Origin of the sequence: Polyangium sorediatum (assembly GCF_029946465.1) — a bacterium.
Classification (GTDB): Bacteria; Myxococcota_A; Polyangia; order Polyangiales; family Polyangiaceae; genus Polyangium; species Polyangium fumosum.
The window spans coordinates 1-18,384 of sequence record NZ_JARZHI010000072.1 but is presented as its reverse complement, the minus strand read 5'-3'; the positions used below and the strand labels follow the sequence as shown (position 1 = coordinate 18,384).

At 68.7% G+C, this 18,384-nt stretch carries 14 protein-coding genes; 10 read left to right on the top strand and 4 right to left on the bottom strand.

Features of this window, described 5'->3' with window-relative positions; translation table 11 throughout:
• The first annotated feature begins 52 nt into the window (after positions 1-52).
• Both QHF89_RS41525 and QHF89_RS41520 read left to right on the top strand, forming a co-directional pair.
• Positions 53-1,606, top strand: a complete 1,554-nt coding sequence (locus QHF89_RS41525) for an HNH endonuclease (protein ID WP_136972059.1) — start codon at positions 53-55, stop codon at positions 1,604-1,606.
• Between the two features lie 337 nt (positions 1,607-1,943).
• Positions 1,944-2,624, top strand: coding sequence for a hypothetical protein (locus QHF89_RS41520; RefSeq protein ID WP_136972061.1), 681 nt, complete (start codon positions 1,944-1,946; stop codon positions 2,622-2,624).
• Here QHF89_RS41520 and QHF89_RS41515 read toward each other — a convergent pair.
• Positions 2,589-3,953: a cytochrome P450 gene (locus QHF89_RS41515; RefSeq protein WP_284721615.1), complete on the bottom strand. Its 1,365-nt coding sequence runs from the start codon at positions 3,951-3,953 to the stop codon at positions 2,589-2,591. The genes QHF89_RS41520 and QHF89_RS41515 overlap by 36 nt on opposite strands.
• A gap of 101 nt (positions 3,954-4,054) precedes the next feature.
• Here QHF89_RS41515 and QHF89_RS41510 point away from each other — a divergent pair, with 101 nt between their 5' ends.
• From QHF89_RS41510 to QHF89_RS41490, 5 genes are all read left to right on the top strand, one after another.
• Complete coding sequence (locus tag QHF89_RS41510) at positions 4,055-5,068, top strand: NADP-dependent oxidoreductase (protein WP_136972063.1); 1,014 nt, start codon at positions 4,055-4,057, stop codon at positions 5,066-5,068.
• A gap of 92 nt (positions 5,069-5,160) precedes the next feature.
• Positions 5,161-6,468 (top strand): efflux RND transporter periplasmic adaptor subunit, encoded by a 1,308-nt coding sequence (locus QHF89_RS41505; protein WP_136972064.1) that lies wholly within the window; start codon positions 5,161-5,163, stop codon positions 6,466-6,468.
• A complete protein-coding gene (locus tag QHF89_RS41500) occupies positions 6,461-7,171 on the top strand; it encodes an ABC transporter ATP-binding protein (protein ID WP_284721614.1) in 711 nt (236 codons plus the stop codon). Before QHF89_RS41505 ends, QHF89_RS41500 begins: the two co-directional genes overlap by 8 nt.
• Entirely contained in the window at positions 7,171-8,376 is a 1,206-nt protein-coding gene (locus QHF89_RS41495; protein WP_136972065.1) for an ABC transporter permease, read from the top strand. Before QHF89_RS41500 ends, QHF89_RS41495 begins: the two co-directional genes overlap by 1 nt.
• The gene (locus QHF89_RS41490; protein WP_136972066.1) at positions 8,369-9,907 is read left to right on the top strand and encodes a TolC family protein; all 1,539 of its coding nucleotides are present in this window, start codon (positions 8,369-8,371) and stop codon (positions 9,905-9,907) included. Before QHF89_RS41495 ends, QHF89_RS41490 begins: the two co-directional genes overlap by 8 nt.
• A 3-nt stretch (positions 9,908-9,910) precedes the next feature.
• Here the strand turns inward: QHF89_RS41490 and QHF89_RS41485 are convergent, their stop codons facing one another.
• Complete coding sequence (locus QHF89_RS41485; RefSeq protein ID WP_136972067.1) at positions 9,911-10,957, bottom strand: hypothetical protein; 1,047 nt, start codon at positions 10,955-10,957, stop codon at positions 9,911-9,913.
• Positions 10,958-11,272: 315 nt separating this feature from the next.
• Here QHF89_RS41485 and QHF89_RS41480 point away from each other — a divergent pair, with 315 nt between their 5' ends.
• From QHF89_RS41480 to eutB, 3 genes are read left to right on the top strand one after another with little or no spacing between them, the layout of a single operon-like run.
• Positions 11,273-12,499 (top strand): CehA/McbA family metallohydrolase domain-containing protein, encoded by a 1,227-nt coding sequence (locus QHF89_RS41480; protein ID WP_136972068.1) that lies wholly within the window; start codon positions 11,273-11,275, stop codon positions 12,497-12,499.
• Between the two features lie 13 nt (positions 12,500-12,512).
• Positions 12,513-13,934, top strand: coding sequence for an ethanolamine ammonia-lyase reactivating factor EutA (locus tag QHF89_RS41475; protein WP_136972069.1), 1,422 nt, complete (start codon positions 12,513-12,515; stop codon positions 13,932-13,934).
• 13 nt (positions 13,935-13,947) lie between these two features.
• Positions 13,948-16,146: an ethanolamine ammonia-lyase subunit EutB gene (gene eutB / locus QHF89_RS41470; protein WP_136972070.1), complete on the top strand. Its 2,199-nt coding sequence runs from the start codon at positions 13,948-13,950 to the stop codon at positions 16,144-16,146.
• A 6-nt stretch (positions 16,147-16,152) separates the two neighbouring features.
• On the opposite strand, the gene QHF89_RS41465 is transcribed toward eutB, so the two are convergent.
• Both QHF89_RS41465 and QHF89_RS41460 read right to left on the bottom strand, forming a co-directional pair.
• On the bottom strand, positions 16,153-16,722 hold the full coding sequence (locus QHF89_RS41465) for a hypothetical protein (protein ID WP_284721613.1): 570 nt from the start codon (positions 16,720-16,722) through the stop codon (positions 16,153-16,155).
• Positions 16,723-16,827: 105 nt separating this feature from the next.
• Positions 16,828-18,384, bottom strand: a 1,557-nt coding sequence (locus QHF89_RS41460) for a WGR domain-containing protein (RefSeq protein WP_284721612.1), incomplete at its 5' end; no start/stop codon positions are given.

The window sequence follows — 18,384 nt, the reverse complement described above, 5'->3', positions numbered from 1 at the left end:
GTACGTCGGCAGCCTTGTGGGCTTGCACGCCATCTTCTAGCGTGGCGTCGCCATGACGTCGCGCCGCGCGTTCGTTTCGTCGTTGCATCTGCGTCTGTGGATGCTCGGGGCCCTGCGGTTCTTTCGGCTTGGGCTGCTGGGGCTCGTCGCTTTGGGCATTTCGGCATGGCTCCTCGGGTGCGGCGCGGCGACGCGTGTGCTGACGGAGGCTTGGGCGCAGGAGCTGCACGGCAAGAGTGTATTTCGCGTCTGCCGGCGGCATCCCCGCGTCGGGGCGAATGCGCGCTACTGGTACGAGATCGGGGACGGGGTGCATCGACCGGCGTTCGAGCCGCTTGAAAAGCTCCTGGAAAACCCTTCGGTCAATGCGGTCTTCATCCATGACCCCCACGCGCCGCCGGAGAGCCGGCGGCTCTTGGGGCTCGCGTACCAGGAACTGCCCTGCGACAAGCCGCCGCCGCCGCCACCGCCACCGCCGCCTCCAAAGAAGATTGCGGCAAAAGAGCCGGATGCCGCGCCGGCCAAGCGTACGACGGTCCGAACCGAGACGCGGACGTCGGCGATAAGGCCCTGCGAGAGGCCGCGCAATGGGCCACCCGATCCGCGTTACCTCGGGCAAACGGCGCCCACGCCTGCGCCCGCGCCGGGGATGAGCGCGCCGTGTCCGCCGCCTCCGCCCGGGAGTACATACGAGGAACAGAAAGTCAACCTGGCGCGGCGGGAGGCCGAAGAGGAGGCGAGGCGCATTGGCGAGCGGATCGGGCGCGAGTGGGGGGTGACGCTCGGCAAGGCGGCTGGGGTGAAGGACTCCATCAACGTCGTCTATCTGGGAAACTTTGACTACGACATTCGGGACAAACCGGATGCCGAAGTCTTCGAGACCATTCGGACGAATCTGGCCAAAGAACTGAATGCAATCCCCGACCTGCCGACGTACGACGACGAGGGGCTTGCAAGGATCGCCTGGGAGGGCTTCCTCAGGGGGTATGGGAAAGGCTGGGCGGACGCCGAGGCCAAGTACGCAATTGTGAACGCCCTGGCGGACGTTCTGTTGATGGTCGCCTCCGGGGGAGCGGCGGCCCTGGAGACCGCAGGGGCGAGGGTGCTGCGGGCAGCCCAGCAGAGGCTCCGGAGCATGCCGGTGTTCCTGCCGAGCGCTGCGGGCGGACCGGGCGGGTTCTTGCGGCGGCCGAAGCTGCCGAGCCCGCCGGCCGCGAGCCCGCCGAAGGCAGCGGCGCCGCCCAGCGGGACGACGGTCACGACGACGACGAAGCCGGTCACGGCGACCCCGAACGTGTCGAAGCCCAACGGCGCGCAGAGTACCCCCGCTGCCGCCCAAGGAAATCCACCAAGTGATAAAAGACGATTCACTCCGTCAGACCGGGCGAAAGGGCTTGAGCGGGCGAAAGATGCCGACGGAGTTCCCCGTTGCACCTACTGCGGCAAAGAACTAGAGCCTAAAGCCGGGAAGCCAAACTCCTATGAACCGGACCACCGCATACCCCATGTCAGAGGCGGACCGTCGACGCCAGACAACCTGGTGCCTTCCTGCCGGACGTGTAATCGGTCGAAAGGCGCGAAGACTCCCGAGGAGTGGAAGCCATGAAGAGCACCGAAACACCAGCCTATCTCTGTTCACACATCTTCGAACGCACGCGACCTGTCTTGCTGGTTTCGCGGTCTGAAGGCGACTGGCAGTTTCTCTGCGGAGACACCCATCCTCAGGAGGAGGTGCCGCATGTCGTTGGGGTAAACCATCTTTTCGAGGATGACCCATCGCTCGCCGAACTGGCTGACCTTCCCCCTGATTGGGAGGCTGAGAGGGACGCCGCAGCATCTCCGTGGCGACGACTACGAATTGCGGACTAGCATCGCGAACGCGGCGGCTAACGCCGTGGAGCTTGACCCCGACAAACCTGCCGAGTAGGATGCGCGGCAGAGACATGGACGACCAACTCGACCTCGGCCCGGCGTATGCGCCGCCTGTCGCGTCGCCTCCCGCCGCGTTGCCGCCCGACGTCCTCTCTCCCTACGACAAGCTGGTGAAACTCTCTTTCCCGATGAGCGCCGGGGTCGGGCTGGTTCTCGGCAGTGTGGACTATCTCCAAAGCGCCTACGCGCTGAGCATGTTCAATGCGCAGAAGAGCACCCCGGGGATCCTATGCGTCGCCGTGCTCCGCGGGTGGGGCGCCGCCTGCGCCGTGCTTGCCGCATCCCTCACGGCGGTCATCCTCCTCCATCGCGCGGGGCGCAGGGCGAGTGGACCCCTCAAGGTCGATCACGCGCGCGTGTTCCTCGTCCTGGCGACGCTCCCCCTTCTCAGCGTCGTCACGGCTCCGTTCTGCATGCTCGGCGCCCTGCTTCTGTGGCTGGCAGAACCCGCGGGGACGATGAGCGAATTTGGGGCATCCCTGTCCGACTTCGTGCGATGGGCCGATTTCAAGTACCTCCCGGCCTATGGCGCGCTCGTCGGGCTTTGGCTCACGTGCCTGCTCCGGCTCGGGGCAGGCTGGCTCACCACGAAGAAGCACGGCCTCGCCCTGAAGCTCTTTGTCGCGTACGCCTCGCTCGCGATCCCCAATGCTGTTCTACGCGCTGTCTTTTTGATCGTGGATCCGGCTTGAGTCGCGCCGCTCCATGACGAGCGGCATCCCGCGGGAAGGCGCAATCGTCACCCCGCGACGGACCTCATGCACCTTGCCGAAGAGCGGCAAACGCAGCTCCGTGCGCGCGAGGATCGTAGCGAGGATCATCTTCATTTCATAAAGCGCGAACGCCATCCCAATGCAGCGGCGAATGCCGCCGCCGAAGGGGAGCCACTCGTGGGGCGCGAATCGCTGGCGCAAAAAGCGGTCGGGATCGAAGCGCGTCGGATCCGGGTAGAGGTCGGGCCTTCGGTGAATGAGGTAAATCGAGACGAGCGCGGGCGTGCCGGCTTCGAGATCATAGCCGCCGATGCGCATGGGCCGCTGGAGGAGCCTCCCGACCATCACGACCACGGGCTGCAAGCGCAACGTCTCCCGCGCCGTCGCGTCGAGCAGCGCGCAGCGGGCGATACGCTCGGGCGCGAGATCCGGCAGCGCGCCTTCCGTTTCGAGCTCGCGCACGAGGCGCGCGACCAGGCTCTTCGACGAGAGGATCCACCGCAGCCCCCAGGAGAGCGCGGTCGCCGTGGTCTCGTGGCCCGCGGCGAGCAGGGTCATGAGCTCGTCGCGTAGCTCGCCGTCGCTCATGGGCTCGCCCGCCTCGTCGCGCGCGTCGAGCAGGAGCGAGAGGATGTCGTCCCCACGCTCGCCCGAGGTCCGGCGGCGCCGGATCTCCCCATAGAGCATCTCGTCGGCCTTGTGGAGGGCCCGGACCAGGCTGTTCCAGCGCGTGAGGGGGCCGAGGTCCCGCTGGAACATGGGCACGAGGAAGATCGGGTTCGTCGTGAGCTCGAGGATCTCCACGAGCCGCTCGCGCAATCGGTGGAACAGCTCGCCCTCGCCGATGCCGAAGACGACGCGCAAAATGACGTCGAGCGTGATCGCCTGCAGCCGCTCGTGCACCGGGAAACGCTCGCGCGCGGGCCAGCCGGCGATCGAGGCCTCGGTGAGGGCGATCATGCGCGCGCCGTAGGACGCCATGCGCTCGCCGTGCAGGGGCGGCATGAGCAGCTTGCGCTGGCGCAGGTGCTCCTTGCCATCGAGCAGGAGGAGCGAGGCTTTGCCGAGGATCGGCCCGAGCACCGCGTTGACCTGCCCCGCGTGCGCGTCGTCCGGGCCGAGCGCAAAAATCTCCTTCGCGGCGTCGGGGTGGTGGAAGACCACCGCGGGCTTGGGATTGGCCGGAAACCGCATCGTGAAGGCGTCCGGGTACCGCTTGGCCATGGCCTCGAGGAAGGGGAGCGGGCGGTAGAGGAACGGCAGGAGGGTGAGGGCCGAGGGCAGGGGCAGTCCGGGCAGGCGGGGCATGGGGCGCAGCATAGGGGGGATCGCAAAGGAGGGAAGGGGCGGCGCGGGCCGTTGCTCGGCGCGCCCCGGCCGGATAGGGTGCGCCGCGAGAGGAGCTGACGATGACTGAAGTGAACCGTTCCTGGCGGCTCGCCGCGCGCCCCGAGGGGATGATCAAGGACAGCGATTTCACCTGGCACGAGGAGCCTTTGCCGGCCGAGCTCGGGCCGGGGCAGATCCTCGTCGAGACGTTGTATCTCTCGGTGGATCCGACGCAGCGGATCTGGATCGAGCGTGACTCGTACCTGCCGGCGGTGGCGATCGGCGAGGTGGTGCGCGCGGGCGGCGTCGCGCGTGTGCTCCGTTCGAGCCTGCCCGGCTTCTCGCCGGGGGATCTCGTGTTCGGGATGACGGGGTGGCAAACCCACGCCGTGATCGAGCCCTCGATCCGCGGCCCGCGGAAGCTGCCGGAGGGCGTGTCGCCGACGATGGCGGTCTCGCTCTTCGGGCTGACGGGGCTCACCGCGTATTTCGGGCTGCTCGACGTGGGGCAACCGAAGGAAGGGGAGACCGTCGTCGTCTCGGGCGCGGCGGGCGCGACGGGCAATGCAGTGGGTCAGATCGCGAAGATCAAGGGGTGCCGGGTCGTGGGGATCGCGGGCGGCCCGCAGAAGTGCGCGTGGCTCAAGGACGATCTCGGGTTCGACGCGGTGATCGATTACAAGTCCGAGGACGTCGCCAAGCGGCTAGGCGAGCTCTGCCCGAACGGCATCGACGTGTATTTCGACAACGTCGGCGGGTCCATCCTGGAGGCCGCGCTCTCGCACCTCGCCATGCGCGGGCGGGTCGTGCTCTGCGGCTCGATCGGCGACTACAACAATGCGGCGGGCTCGACCGGGCCGAGGAACCTCATGAACCTCGTCATGAAGCGTGGCCGCATGGAGGGCTTCCTCGTGAGCGACTACGCCGCGCGGTTCGGCGAAGCCATCGGCGACCTCGCGCGGTGGGCGGCCGAAGGGCGCATCAAGGATCGCGTCGACGTCGTGGAGGGCCTCGAGAACGCGCCCGCCGCGCTCCGGCGCCTCTTCACCGGGGCGAACACCGGCAAACAGCTCATCAAGGTGGCGGCAGGCTGACGCCTTTCCGCGGGGGGCGCGCCTCGCCCTCCGGCGAACGCCACGTCCCCGCGTAGGGAGCCCGCCTCGGGCACCGTCCAAGGGGAACGATCATGACATCTCCTCGAACCAACGAGCCGACCGGCGGGGATCCCGAGGTCCTCAAGGTCGTCGCGCGCGGCAAACGGCGGCGGCTGCCGTGGGTGCTGCTCGCCGCCGTCCTCGTCGCCGGCGGCGGGGGCGGCTTCTACATGTGGAAGAAGAAGACCGCCGCCGCCGCGGAAGGCACGAAGTACCAGTCGCAGAAGGTCGAGCGCGGCGACCTCCGGGTGACCGTCACCGCCACCGGCACGCTGAAGGCGCGCAACACCGTGGAGGTCGGCGCGGAGATCACGGGCCGCGTCCTCGAAGTCCACGTCAATTTCAACGACAAGGTGACGAAGGGCCAGATCCTCGCCGAGATCGACACCGAGCAATACACGGCCCGGATCGAGGAGGCGACGGCGCAGCTCGCCTCGGCGAACGCCTCGCTCATGAACGCGCGCACCACGGCGAGCGAGAACAAGCTGAAGCTCACGCGGGCCGAGGGGATGCTGGCGCAAGGGCTCGCGCCGGCGCAGGACGTCGAGACCGCGCAGGCGAACTACAAGCGCGCCGAGGCGCAGGTGGCGTCGTCGTCCTCGCAGGTGACGCTCGCGCACGCGTCACTCAAGGTCGCGAAGACGAACCTTTCGAAGGCGGTCATTCGCTCGCCGATCGACGGGGTCGTGCTGAACCGCGCGGTCGAGCCGGGCCAGACCGTGACCTCGGGCATGCAGACGCCGGTGCTCTTCGTGCTCGCGGCGGACCTCGGTCAGCTCCAGCTCAACGTGCAGGTCGACGAGGCCGACGTGGGCTCGGTGAAAGAGGGACAGGAGGCGAGCTTCACGGTCGACGCGTACGCGCAGCAATCGTTCGTGTCGAAGGTGCTCGCCGTGAAGAACATGCCGACGACGGGGACGACCGTGGTCACGTACGAGGCGTGGCTCTCGGTCGACAACACGAAAGGATTGCTCCGGCCCGGCATGACGGCGACGGCGACGGTCGTGGTCGACGAGCGCAAGAACGTGCTGCTCGTCTCGAATGCGGCCTTGCGGTTCAACCCGAACCGGAAGACGACGAGCACGCAGCAGCAGGGCATCTCGGTGAACCAGTTCCTGCCGACGGGGGGCCGGCCGGGGATGGGGCAGCAAAAGCGCCCGACGGGCACGGGCACGGGGGCGCCACGTGAGCCGGCGCTCTGGCTGCCGACGGGCGGTGAGCCTCGCCGCGTGAAGGTGGAGGTCGGCGCGACGGACGGCATTCGCACGGAGGTCCGCTCGGAGGAGATCTCCGAGGGGACCGACATCGTGGTGAGCATGACCGAGGCGCCGCGTGGCTGAGCCGCCTCGCGCGGACGCGCCCTCTCCGATCGTCGAGTTCCGGCGCGTCGAGAAGATCTACGGCGAGGGCGAGTCCGAGGTGCGCGCGCTCGACGGCGTCGACATGCGCATCGAGCGCGGGGAGTTCGTCAGCATCATGGGGTCCTCCGGCTCGGGCAAATCGACCGCCATGAACATGATCGGTTGTCTCGACGTCCCCACGTCCGGCGCGTACCTCTTCCGCGGCGTCAACGTCTGCGACCTCGATCAGGACCAGCGCGCGCTGCTCCGGCGCCATTTCATCGGCTTCGTCTTCCAGGGGTTCAACCTGCTCGCGCGGACGACGGCGCTCGAGAACGTGGAATTGCCGCTCGTCTACCGGCGCGTGCCGGCCGAGGAGCGGCGGCAGCGGGCGCTCCGGGCGCTCACTCTTGTGGGGCTCGCGGAGCGCGCGGGGCATACGAGCGCGAAGCTCTCGGGCGGCCAGCAGCAGCGCGTCGCCATTGCGCGGGCGCTCGTGACCGAGCCGTCCTTGCTCCTCGCGGACGAGCCGACCGGCAACCTCGATACCGCGCGCAAGGCCGAGATCATGGAGCTCATGGTCCAGTTGAACCGCGAGCACGGCATCACCGTGGTCATGGTGACGCACGAGCCGGACATGGCCGAATACGGGACGCGGACCATCGTGTTTCGTGACGGCAAAATCATCTCGGGGAATGGCTGATGCTCTGGGCGACCTTGGTCATGTCGGTGCGCGAGGTGCGGAAAAACGCGCTTCGTTCGTTCTTGACGATGCTGGGCATCATGATCGGCGTCGGCGCGGTCATCGCCATGGTGACGATCGGCGAGGGCGCGACGCAAAAGGTGCGCAGCGACGTCGGCGCGCTCGGCGAGAACATGCTCGTCGTCTCGCCCGGCGCGGCGCGGCGCGGGCCGGAGCGCACGGCGGGCAATCCTTTCCAAAAGGAAGACGTCGAGGCGATCGAGCGCGAGGTGACCGGGATCAAGGCCCTGTCCCCGACGTCGCAATCGAGCACGACGGTGGTCGTCGGCAACCAGAACTGGCCGACGAGCGTGATCGGCGTCGATGATGGGTATTTCGAGGTCCGCGGCTACAAGGTCGAGCTCGGGCGGAGTTTCTCCGAGGTCGAGGCCGCCTCGGGCACCCCGGTGTGTATCATCGGAAAGACGGTCCGGGACAACCTGTTTGGCGGGGCGATGCCCATGGGCCAGCGCATCCGCGTGAAGCAGGTGTCCTGCCTCGTCGTGGGCGTGCTCGCGTCGAAGGGGCAGGCGGCGATGGGCGGCGATCAGGACGACGTCGTGCTCATGCCGCTCCGCGCGTTCCAGCGGCGCATCGCGGGCAACAACAACATCAGCTCGGTGTATCTGCAGGTGGCGGACGCGCAGATGACGAGCTCGGTGCAGGCGCAGGTCGAGGACCTCCTGCGCGAGCGGCGGCGCATCCAGCCTGGCGGCGTCGACGATTTCAACGTGCGCAACATGCAGGAGATCGCCGATACGATGAGCAGCGTCACGGCGTCGATGACGGGCCTGCTCGGCGGCATCGCGGCGGTGAGCCTGCTCGTCGGCGGCATCGGCATCATGAACATCATGCTGGTGAGCGTCACCGAGCGGACGCGCGAGGTCGGGACGCGGCTCGCGATCGGGGCGCTCGCGAGCGAGGTGCTCCTGCAGTTCCTCGTGGAGGCGGTGGTGCTCGCGCTCCTCGGCGGGATCCTCGGGATCCTCTTCGGGCTCTCGCTCTCGTACGCGGCGACGCAGAGCCTCTCGCTCCCCTTCGTCATCTCGCCGGGCACGGTGGCCGGGGCCTTCGCGTTCTCCGCGGCCGTCGGCGTCATCTTCGGCTATCTGCCGGCGCGCAAGGCGGCGCGCCTCAACCCCATCGAGGCATTGCGTCATGAATAGAACGTCGAAATGGTGCGTCGCCGTGTGTTCGCTCGCGCTCGCCCTCTCCTCCGCGGACGCGCTCGCCCAGCAGACGCCGAGCGCGTCGAGCCGGCCGGGCTCGCCCGTGGTCCACGAGATCACGGAGAACGACGTCATCATGCTGGTGCTCCGGCACAACCCCGACGTCGCTTCGGCCATTCTCTCGGAGAAACAAGCGGCGGTCTTGGTGCGGGCGCAGGAGGTGCGGTATCCGTTCGTGCTCACGGCGAACGGGGGATACACGCACAGCGCGTCGCCCGCGCTCGGGCGGGATGGCCAGGTCTCGGTCGGCGAGCGTGACGTCTTCTCGCTGAACGCGGCGCTGCGAAAGGATTTCGCGACCGGCACGGTGGTGTCGCTCTCGGTCCAGAGCAGCCGCAGCTCGACGTCGAACCCCGTCGGTGAGCTCGTCACGGCGGGCGCGGCGGGCGTGGGGTATTCGATGTCGACGCGGCTCTCGCTCACGCAGCCCATCCTCCGCGGCGCGGGGACGCGGATGGGCGAGGCCGGGCTCCGGGCCGCGGAGCTCGATCGCGCTGCGGCGCACGAGGGGCGCGAGCGCGTGGCGAGCGAGGTCGTGCGTGACGCGCTCACCGCGTACTGGGAGCTCTGGTATGCGTCGCGCTCGCTCGGCATCGAGCAGGCCGCGCGGGACTTCGCGAAGGTCGAGCGGGACGCGGCCGATCAGCGGCGCGAGAGGGGCGCGCTCGCGGCCGTCGACGTCCTCTCGTACGAGACGCGTATCGCGACGCTCGGCGAGTCGGTCACGTCGGCGGAGCTCTCCGAGCTTCAGCGGGGGCTCGAGCTCTCGCAGATCCTCGCCGTCATCGATCCAAACGTACGCCTGCGCGCGGCCGGCAGCCCCGACAGCCCGCCGGTGCCGACCGTGGCGGAGGTGGAGAAGGCGCTCACCTCGCTCTCGCCGGAGCTCAAGGAGCTCGAGGCGCGCGTCGCCTCGGCCGAGTCGCGCGCGCAGGTGGCGGGCGACGCGTATCGACCGCGGCTCGACGTGGAGGGCTACGTGGAGCTCCGTGGCCTCGGCAATGGGAGCATCGCGCCGGCGTTCGCGCAGATCGGGACGTTCGGCGCCGTCGGCGGGTACGTGGGGTTCGTCTTCGAGGCGCCGCTCACGACCGCGCGGGAATCGGCGGAGGTCGAGAATGCGCGCATCAACGCGCAGATCTCGAAGAACCAGCTCGAATCGGCGCGCAGCCGGATCCGCATCCTCGCGCTCCGCCTCGTCGCGCAGCTCGAATCCGCGGAGGCCCGGCGCGCGGCGGCGGCGCAAACGGTGGCCATCGCCGAGCGGCAACTCGAAGCCGAGCGCGCGCGCTTCGCGCTCGGTGCGTCGACGCCGCTCCAGGTGCAGCAAGCCGAAGACTCGCTTCGCACCTCGCGTCTGCGCGTCACGCGGGCGACGGTCGATCGCACCCAGGCCTTGCTCGCGCTGGAGCACGCGATGGGGCGCATCGCGGCGCGGATCGGCGACGGCTCCACGCCCTCGAAGTGAACGTCAGCGGGGGGGCCGGGACGAAAACGGGCGCCGCGGCCGCACGCGGCCCGTGAGCGCGAGCCACTCCGCGGCGCTGAGGGGTTCTTCGAAGAGCGACGCGTCGCTCCCGTGCAATCGGAACAGCTCCACGATGAAGCGCATGCGATCGGCGAGCGCGTCCCAGCGCTCGGCGCGGCTGCCGCACGTCGACGCGATGTCGGCGTCGAAGCGCAGGACGAACGTGACGAGCTCCGGGTCTTCGAGCGCTTCGAGGTGCTCGCCAAAAGGCCCATCCGGCAGATCCGCGCCGAGCCGATGGATCGCCGTGCCGCCGCCGAGCTCGAGCTCCAGCATCGCCTTCGTGACGAGCGCGCGCGTGGTCGGGCCGCCGGGCATCGCCGCCGCGATCCGGCCTTGCAGGCGCGTCTGCTCCTGCAGCGCGACGTACAGGTTCGCCGCGTAGAGCAGCTCGGCTTTGCGTTTGCCCGCGGGCGCGCGGGCGGCTTCGAGGTAACAGTCGAAGGCGCGGCGCAGGATGTCCTGTCCACCACGATCCGGCGGGCCTTTCGTGAACGAGGCGAAAAAGGCGGCGAGGGCCTCGTCTCCTTCGCGGAAGGCGCGCGCGAAGCCGGCGAAGGCCGGCGCGACTTCCAGGAACACCTCGCGGTTGCCCTCGCCGACCTCCCGCGAGACGTCGCGCATGGTATCGACGAGGAACCGCGCGCCCGGGACACGCGCCGCGGCGCGGGCGACGTAGTGTTGTCCCGGGAGATCCTCGCCGCGAATGGACTGTCCGGCGCGGCGCGAGGCCCAGGCGGCCATCGTGCACCAGTTGATCCCCGCGCCGCTGCCGAGGAGATCCGCGATTTCGAGCGAGAGATCGCCGTAGGCCTGGGTAATGAGCAGGTTGCGCGCGGCGGCGTCCTGCATCGCCACGACCTGCGTGATGTACGCCTCCGTCACGACGCGCTCGACGCGCTCGCCTGCCTCGGCGAGGCGCGGGGATTCCTGGAGAGCGGGCCGACGGGGGAGGACGTCCCATGCAAAGCTGAGGAGGAGCGCGATCATGCCGTTTCTTCAAGCACGCCCCGGGCCAGCCCAGCTCGGCCCGCCGGCCCGCGGTTTTTTCGCGAATGGGCCCGACGCCGCGGTTTTCGGCGTAGAAAATGTGCTCGGGTGCAGGCCCGAGCCTGCAGCGTTGCGGGGTCCGGTGCGCAGGCAGGACTTCGTTGAAGGGCCGTGATTCGACGAGAAAGCACCCTTTCGCGCCTCTTTCCGTCTCTCCGAGGTTTGCCCAGGCTCCAGGGTCCTCGTTTGCCGATCCGGCGCCCAAGCTCCGCGCTTGCCGCGCCGTCCAAGCCCGGCCATGACAAAGAGAACCCCGTGACACGCGCGCCCGAGACGACGGCCCTCCTCCTCGCCCTGACGCTCCTCGCCGGCTGCGGCCGTTCGATCTCGCATCACCTGCTCGACGCCGGCATGTCGAGCGCCCACCGGCCGGCCCGGCCCGATGTCGCCGCGGCGGTCCTCCCCGCGGCGAAGAGCCCGTATCAGATCCTCGGCGGGGACATGCATTGCCACGTGAGTCCTCCCGATTCGCCCCGGCACGTGAGCCGCGGCATGGAGGAGACGGTGGAGCTCGCCCGCGCCGAGGGGCTCGATTTCGTGGTGCTCACGCCCCACGTGCCGGCGCGTTTCTTCCAGAACGATCGGCTGCGCGAGGAGGTGCGCGAAGAGCTCGCGGCGCTCGAACGCGCCGTGCCGCGCGGGGAGGGGGAGCCGATTTTCATCGTGGGCTTCGAGTACACCGATCATCGGTATGGCCACATCGGCGCCTCGTTCGCGGACCTCGGCGTGGTGCTCGCGGAGGTCTCCGCGCCCGCCGCCGTCGAGGCGCCGGCGCGGTTTTTCCAGGCGTATCTGCGGCGCGGCGGCTTGCTCGTCGTCAACCACCCGCTGCTCACGCCGGTCGACTCGATCATTCGAATGGCGCGGGCGAACCTTTCGTGGCGCCCGTTCACGGCGCCGGGGCCGTATCCGGCGGAGATCGTCGATCTCGACCGGACCGCGCAGGCGTTCGAGGTGTACAACCTCGCGGTGACGGAGCTTCGGGATCGCTTCCTGCTCGGGGACTCCATGAGCACGCTGGAGGCGACGCTCGCGCGGCTCGATCAGGAGGTCCCGCTGCGCGCGCGGCCCCTCGTGCCGGTCGGGGGCTCGGACAGCCATAGCGGCCATTTGCGGGCGGCGACGTTCGTGCTCGCGGAGGAGCGCTCGGCGAAGGGCGTGCGCGAGGGCATCATCGCGGGGCGCGTCTGCGTGCGGGATCCAGCGGCGTGCTCGTTCGAGGTGCGCGCGGCGGGAGGCGCGTGGCTGCCGCCGGGGAGCGTGATCCGCGACGCGACGATGGTCGAGGTGCGCGCCCGGGGCGAGGAGATCCGCTTTTACGCGAACGGCGCCGTCCTCACGCCGGAGGCGCCGGGGCATACCGTGTTCGTCCCGGTCACGCCGGGCCAATGCAGCGTCCTCCGGGCGCGGGTCGACGCGGGGTATTCGGGGCCCGTCTACGTGAATTGCCCCTTTTCGCTGGGCGCGGGCCTTTCGCCGTGATGTATTTGCCCGGGTGAGCGGTACCGTCAGCCTGCTCGGTCTCGATTTCGGCAGCACGACCTGCAGCGCGATGGTCGCGTCCGCCACGATGGTCCGCAATTGCGTCACCGGCCGCATGGAGCTGAGCCGGCTCACCGAGGAAGTTCGCTCCGTCCCGGTCTTCACGCCCCTCCGCGAGGGACGTATCGACGAGGCCGCGGTCGCGGCGCTGCTCGACGGGTGGCTCGCAGGCGGGGGGCTCGAAGGGAAGGCGATCTTCGGCGGCGGCGCGCTCATCACGGGGCTCGCGGCCCAGCGGGAGAACGCGGCGGCGCTCGCGTCGCTCCTGCGTGCGCGCCTCGGTGATGCCATTCTCGTGGCGACGGGCGACGCGAACCTCGAATCGTGGATGGCGTTCCTCGGGAGCGCGGCGAGGCTCTCGCGACGTCATCCGGAGGTCGAAATCCTCAACCTCGACATGGGCGGCGGGACGACGAACCTCGCGCTCGGGATCGATGGAGACGTCCGCCGCACGGGGTGTTTGTTCGTGGGGGCGAGGCATGTGCAGGTCGAGCCCGGGACCTATCGCATCGTCTCCCTATCGAGATATGCCCGGGCGCTCCTCGATCACCTGGGCATGGCCCGAGGGCCCGGGGACGAGCTCTCCCCGGGCGATGTCGACGTGGTGCTCTCGTTTTACGTCGCGCTGCTCGAAGCCGCGGTCACCGGGCACGCCGAGGCGTTCACGACGGACGCCGCGCGTTTGCATCTGCACACGGACATCGCGCTCGAACCCCCCGCGCCGCACGTCCCCCGCATCGTCACGCTCTCCGGCGGCGTGGGCGCGCTCGTGTACGACAAACTCCGAGGCGCGCCGTGGCCCTCGACCACGTTGTTCGGGGATCTCGGCATTGACCTTGCCCAGCGAATCCTCTCGTCCGACGTCCTCGCGCGTGATCTCTCCGCGTGGATCCCCGACCATTTCGGCCGCGCGACGGTCTTCGGAATGATGCGGCACAGCATGGACATCTCCGGCGCGACCGTCTTCCTCTCGTCGCCGGACGTCCTGCCCCTGCGTGATCTGCCCATTCTCGGCCGCCTCGGAAGCGACGCCGATGCCGGCCGCGTGGACACGCTCCTTCGTCTCGTGCGCGAGAGCCAGGCCGGCGGATGCTTGCGGATCGAAGGGGCTGGGCCCTCGCTCGCCGCCCTTCGCCGGCTCGGCGCCTTGCTCGGCGACGTATTGAGGGCGCATCCGCTGCGGCCCGAACAGACCTTGGTTTTGTTCGTGGCCGAAAACGTGGGCAAGACCCTCGGCCACTACGTCAGCGATTGGGGCAAGAGCCCCCTCAAGCTCGTCGTCATCGACGAGGTCGCCGTCAAGGACGCCCGCTTCGCGCAGATCGGGCGCATGAAGGGTCACGTCGTTCCTGTGTGGTATTACGGGCAAGAGTGAGAGCGAGGAAGCGATGGAGAAGGTCACGGAGGCGCTCGTGCCAGGGTCGGACATCGTCGTTCCCCCGCCCGGGCCGCCGGAGCGGTATCGGGCGACCGTCCTCGACGAAGAGATTTCGTTCCTCGGGCTGAAGGCCCTCCTCGGCGCTGCCGACGAGACCAAGGCGGGCGACCGCAATGCAGGGCTCGCGGCGAAGAGCGCCCGGCACCGCGAGGCCGCCCGGACGATCCTGTCTTCGTTGACGCTGCGGCACCTGTACGACCACCCGCTCACCGACGACGACGGGAATGTCGATTCCGTCATGCGGGTCAATTACGCGATCGATCTCGCCGTCTTCGCCGAGATCGAATCGCTGACCGTGGGCGGGCTGAAGAACCATCTCCTCCGCTCGCCGGGCGCTACGATCGCGCGCGTGGGCAAGGCGTTGACCGGCGTGATGGCGGCCGCGCTGGCGAAGATCTGCGACGTGCACGAGCTCATCTTCCTGGCCCGGCGCATCTCGCGGCCCACGAAGGCGCGGACGAACCTGGGTTTGCCCGGGACCTTGTCCTCGCGCTTGCAGCCCAACCACCCGACCGATGACCTTCGCGGGATCTCGCTGCTCTTGTATTGGGGGCTCTCGGTGGGCGCGGGGGACGCGCTGCTCGGCATCAACCCCGCCATCGACACCGTCGAGAACGTGTCCGGGCTCCTGCGCCACCTCGACAAACTTCGCCAGAAGACCGGCGTCCCCACGCAGATCTGCGTCCTCAGCCATATCAAAACCCAGCTCGCTTGCCTCGAACGAGGCGCGCCCGTCGAGATCCTCTTTCAGAGCTTGGCCGGCACGGAGAAGACGCTCACGTCCGAGTTCGACGTGACCGTGGAGCTGCTCGATCACGGCTATCGCACCATGCGTGAAAAGGGGCCCCTCGGGCCGGACGCGCGGCAGTTCATGTATTTCGAGACCGGCCAGGGGAGCGAGTTCACCTACGGCAAGCACCATGGCATCGACATGACGACGACGGAGGCCCTCTGTTATGGCCTCGCGCGTCGGTACGATCCTTTCATGGTGAACAACGTCACCGGCTTCATCGGGCCGGAGACGCACCTCGACAATTTCGAGATGATCGTGTCGAACCTCCAGGACCATTTCATGGGCAAGCTCCTCGGGTTGCCCATGGGCATGGCGCCGTGCTTCACGCTCCACTCGCACATCACGCTCGAAGGCCAGCAGATGGCCACGCAGATGCTCACGGCGGCGGGCGCGAATTATTACATGGATGTCGCGCTCAACACCGATCGAATGCTCGCCTATTTCGATACCAGCGGCCACGACGACCAGACCTTGCGCGAGCTCTACGGCAAGCGCGTGACGCCGGAGTACGAGGCGTGGGCGATCGAGCGGGGGATCTTCCGCAAAGACGAGGACGGCAGCCTCGCCCGCGGGCCGAACTGGGGAAATCCTCGGCTGTTTCTTTCGTCGGACGCGGAGCTCCAGGGGCTCGTCGCGACCACGCCGGCCCTGCATGGCTTCGAGAATGCCGGGCCGCGGCCGGCCGACGAGGTCAGCCGCCGCGTTCGCCTGCATCAGGCGGTGGGCCGGGAGGCGACGCAGAGCGAGCTGCGCGTGGGCGAGCTGCAAGAGGTCGTCGATTTTCGCGTGATCGCCACGGAAGCGCCTTCCAAGGAAGCGCACCTCCATTCGCCGCACCTCGGCGCGCGGGTCGCCGCCGCAGACCGCGCCGCGCTCGTCCCGGAGCACCGGAAGGTGCAGATCCTCGTCTCCGACGGCCTGAGCGCCGAGGCCGTCCACCACAATGCCGGCGACCTGCTCCCCGTCCTCCTCGACGGCTTGAACGCCCGCGGCATCCCCATGGGCAAACCAATCCTGGCCCCGAACGGGCGGGTGAAGCTCGCCGAGGACGTGGCCGAGCTCGTCCAATGCGAGCTCGTGATCTGCCTGATCGGCGAGCGCCCCGGCGGCGACGCCCTCGCGTCGCGTAGCCTCTCGGCTTATCTGGTGTATTGCCTGCGGGAGGACGAGACGAGACGGAGAGCCGTCGCCTTCAGCGGCAATCCCGAGGTTCGTTTCGAGGTGACGGTGATCTCGAACATCTATGCCGGCGGGCTGCCGCCGCTCGAAGCGGGCGGTGCCATCGCGGAGAAGGTGTTCGAGGTGCTGGAGCGTCGCGCGGCGGGCAATCGCCTGGAGGCGTTGCTCTTGGCTTGAGGCGGGTCAGGGCACGCGCTTCGCCGTGGCCTTCACCGTGATCGGGCCGGAGCCGGGCGTCGGGCACCCACACTTCGAGTACACGAGCGTGCCCATGGCATCGTCGCCCGCGAATTGCAGCGTGAGTTCGCGCTTCTCGCATTGATCCTCGCCGGAGAAGCAATACGACGTGTCGCTTTCGGCCGTGAGCGTGCATCCGTCCGCCGAGACGGATCCGGTCGCCGTATACGAGGCGGGCTCGGGGGGCATCGGGTTGCACGTATGCATGGGCATCGGGTCGTCGCCCTCGAACGTGACGCTGATCGAGACGTCGGACGCGTTGGGCGTGATCGTCAAGAGATCCCCCGCGGGGACGCAGCCGGCCATGTCTTTTTCGTACGTGATTTCCCATTTGCCGGCGGCGGAGCAGGTCCCTCCGCCGCCCGCGCCGCCGGTGCCACCGGTGCCACCGGTGCCGCCGGACGCGCCGGCGCCCCCATTGCCGGTATCGCCGCCGTCACCCCCACAGGCGGGGGCCCCGAAAAGCGCGAGGGTTGCTGCAAGAAATGCCGAAGAGAACGCAAGAGAAGGTCGCATGGGGCCGAGGATAGCCGCCGGGGGCGGATCTCGCCAGGCCACAAAACTGCTCTCGCGTGGGATTAGGAAGGGGACGGGAAGGGGACGGGAACGAGGCGCTTCGTTTTACTGCGCGAGGCGGCGAATCTCGCCGAGCACGCGGTAGAACCCGCCGCCCGCGACTTCGCGCACCTCGTCGACGACGTACTTGGCGCCCTCGACGCGAATGTTGCGCGGGAACTGGCAATTGTATGACGACTTGAAGCCCGGCGAGACGACCCGCACGCGGAGCTTGCCGGCTTGCTTCACGCATTCGACGATCACGCCCTTCGACGTGTCGCGCGTGGTCTCGAGTTGCGTCGAGGGGATCTCCTCGACCTTCGCCGGGGCCTTGATGTCGCGCGGCGTGGGCACCTCGCCCGCCTGCGCCTTCTGGATCGCCTCCTCGCTCGCGTCGATGCAGGCGAGCGAGCCGTCGGTCGTGACGATGTAGAGCCGCTCGTCGCGGTATTGCATCGAGTACGCCGAGCCGCACCCGGTCGCGAGCTTCCACAGGCGCTTGCCGGTCGCGTCGAAGCAATAAATCGTGGAGCTCGAGTCGCCGCCGAAGATGTACTTGCCGCCGGGCGAGGCCGCGCAGGAGTAGACCGTGTCGTCGCAATCGCAGACCACGCCGGGCTTGCCGCCCTTCGTGAAGACGTAGACCTTGTCGTCCGTCGTGCCGGCGTAGACGTCCGAGGCCTCCTGCCAGCCGAAGAGCACCGAGCCGCCCGTCTTCGCCTCCCAGACCGATTTGCCGTCCTTCCAGGCGTACTTCGTCACGCCCCCGGAATGGCCGTGGTAGACGCCGTTCTCGTCGGCGCGCACCATCCAGCCGCTCGAACCCTTGCTCTTCTTGCGCCAGTTCGTCTCGTTCTCGTGATCGAAGATCGCGAGGTTGCCGTCGGCGTCGGAGACGCAGAGCTTGCCGCGGTAGATGTCGATCCAGAAGATGTCGACGTTCTCCTCGACCTCGTACGCGAGGCGCGGGACGTGGCCGCCGAGGTCGTAGACGTTGCCGTCGTCGCAGCCGGCATAACGCCAGTCGTCGTCGGCGATGATGCATTTCACGCCGTCGGGGAGCTTGTATTGCTGCTCGATCGTGCCGTCGGCCGTCACGGCGAACACGGCGCCGCGCTGGTTGCCGACCCAGAAGAGCTTCGTGTCGATGTAGATGCCGAGCGCGGCCGCGCCCGAGTTGAACTTCCACAGGACGGGCGCGCGCTTCGCCGTCGAGGGCGAGGGCTTGCTCATGATGGTCCGGCGCGTGACGGCGCGCTTTTGCCGCACGCCCATCACGGCCGCCGCGTAGCCCTTCTTCTTTTTCTCGTTGATCTTCTTCTGCGCGAACGCGGTCGCCTCGGCCGCCGTGCGGAACTTCTGCTCCTGCTTCTGCCCGCCGTCGCCGATCCGGCCATATCGAATGGAGACCTTCGTCCCGTCGATCAGCACCTCGTAAAACTTGTGCGAACCCCCGCCGTCCTCGGAGAGCTCGAGGTACGTCCGGTTCGCGTCCGCGGCGGCGGGAGCGGCAGCGGGCGCGGCGGCGGCAGCGGGAGCGGCAGCGGGCGCGGCGGCGGCCGTCGTGGTGCGGCCGGAGGAGGAAGCGGCGCGGCTGCGTTTGGCGGCCGGGGCGGGGGCGCG

Bases quoted from the DNA above. Each gene is read 5' to 3' on its own strand.
- eutB (WP_136972070.1), top strand. From the start codon at position 13,948: ATGGAGAAGGTCACGGAGGCGCTCGTGCCAGGGTCGGACATCGTCGTT.
- QHF89_RS41520 (WP_136972061.1), top strand. From the start codon at position 1,944: ATGGACGACCAACTCGACCTCGGCCCGGCGTATGCGCCGCCTGTCGCG.
- QHF89_RS41485 (WP_136972067.1), bottom strand. From the start codon at position 10,957: ATGATCGCGCTCCTCCTCAGCTTTGCATGGGACGTCCTCCCCCGTCGG.
- QHF89_RS41465 (WP_284721613.1), bottom strand. From the start codon at position 16,722: ATGCGACCTTCTCTTGCGTTCTCTTCGGCATTTCTTGCAGCAACCCTC.
- QHF89_RS41525 (WP_136972059.1), top strand. From the start codon at position 53: ATGACGTCGCGCCGCGCGTTCGTTTCGTCGTTGCATCTGCGTCTGTGG.
- QHF89_RS41515 (WP_284721615.1), bottom strand. From the start codon at position 3,953: ATGCCCCGCCTGCCCGGACTGCCCCTGCCCTCGGCCCTCACCCTCCTG.
- QHF89_RS41510 (WP_136972063.1), top strand. From the start codon at position 4,055: ATGACTGAAGTGAACCGTTCCTGGCGGCTCGCCGCGCGCCCCGAGGGG.
- QHF89_RS41495 (WP_136972065.1), top strand. From the start codon at position 7,171: ATGCTCTGGGCGACCTTGGTCATGTCGGTGCGCGAGGTGCGGAAAAAC.
- QHF89_RS41490 (WP_136972066.1), top strand. From the start codon at position 8,369: ATGAATAGAACGTCGAAATGGTGCGTCGCCGTGTGTTCGCTCGCGCTC.
- QHF89_RS41505 (WP_136972064.1), top strand. From the start codon at position 5,161: ATGACATCTCCTCGAACCAACGAGCCGACCGGCGGGGATCCCGAGGTC.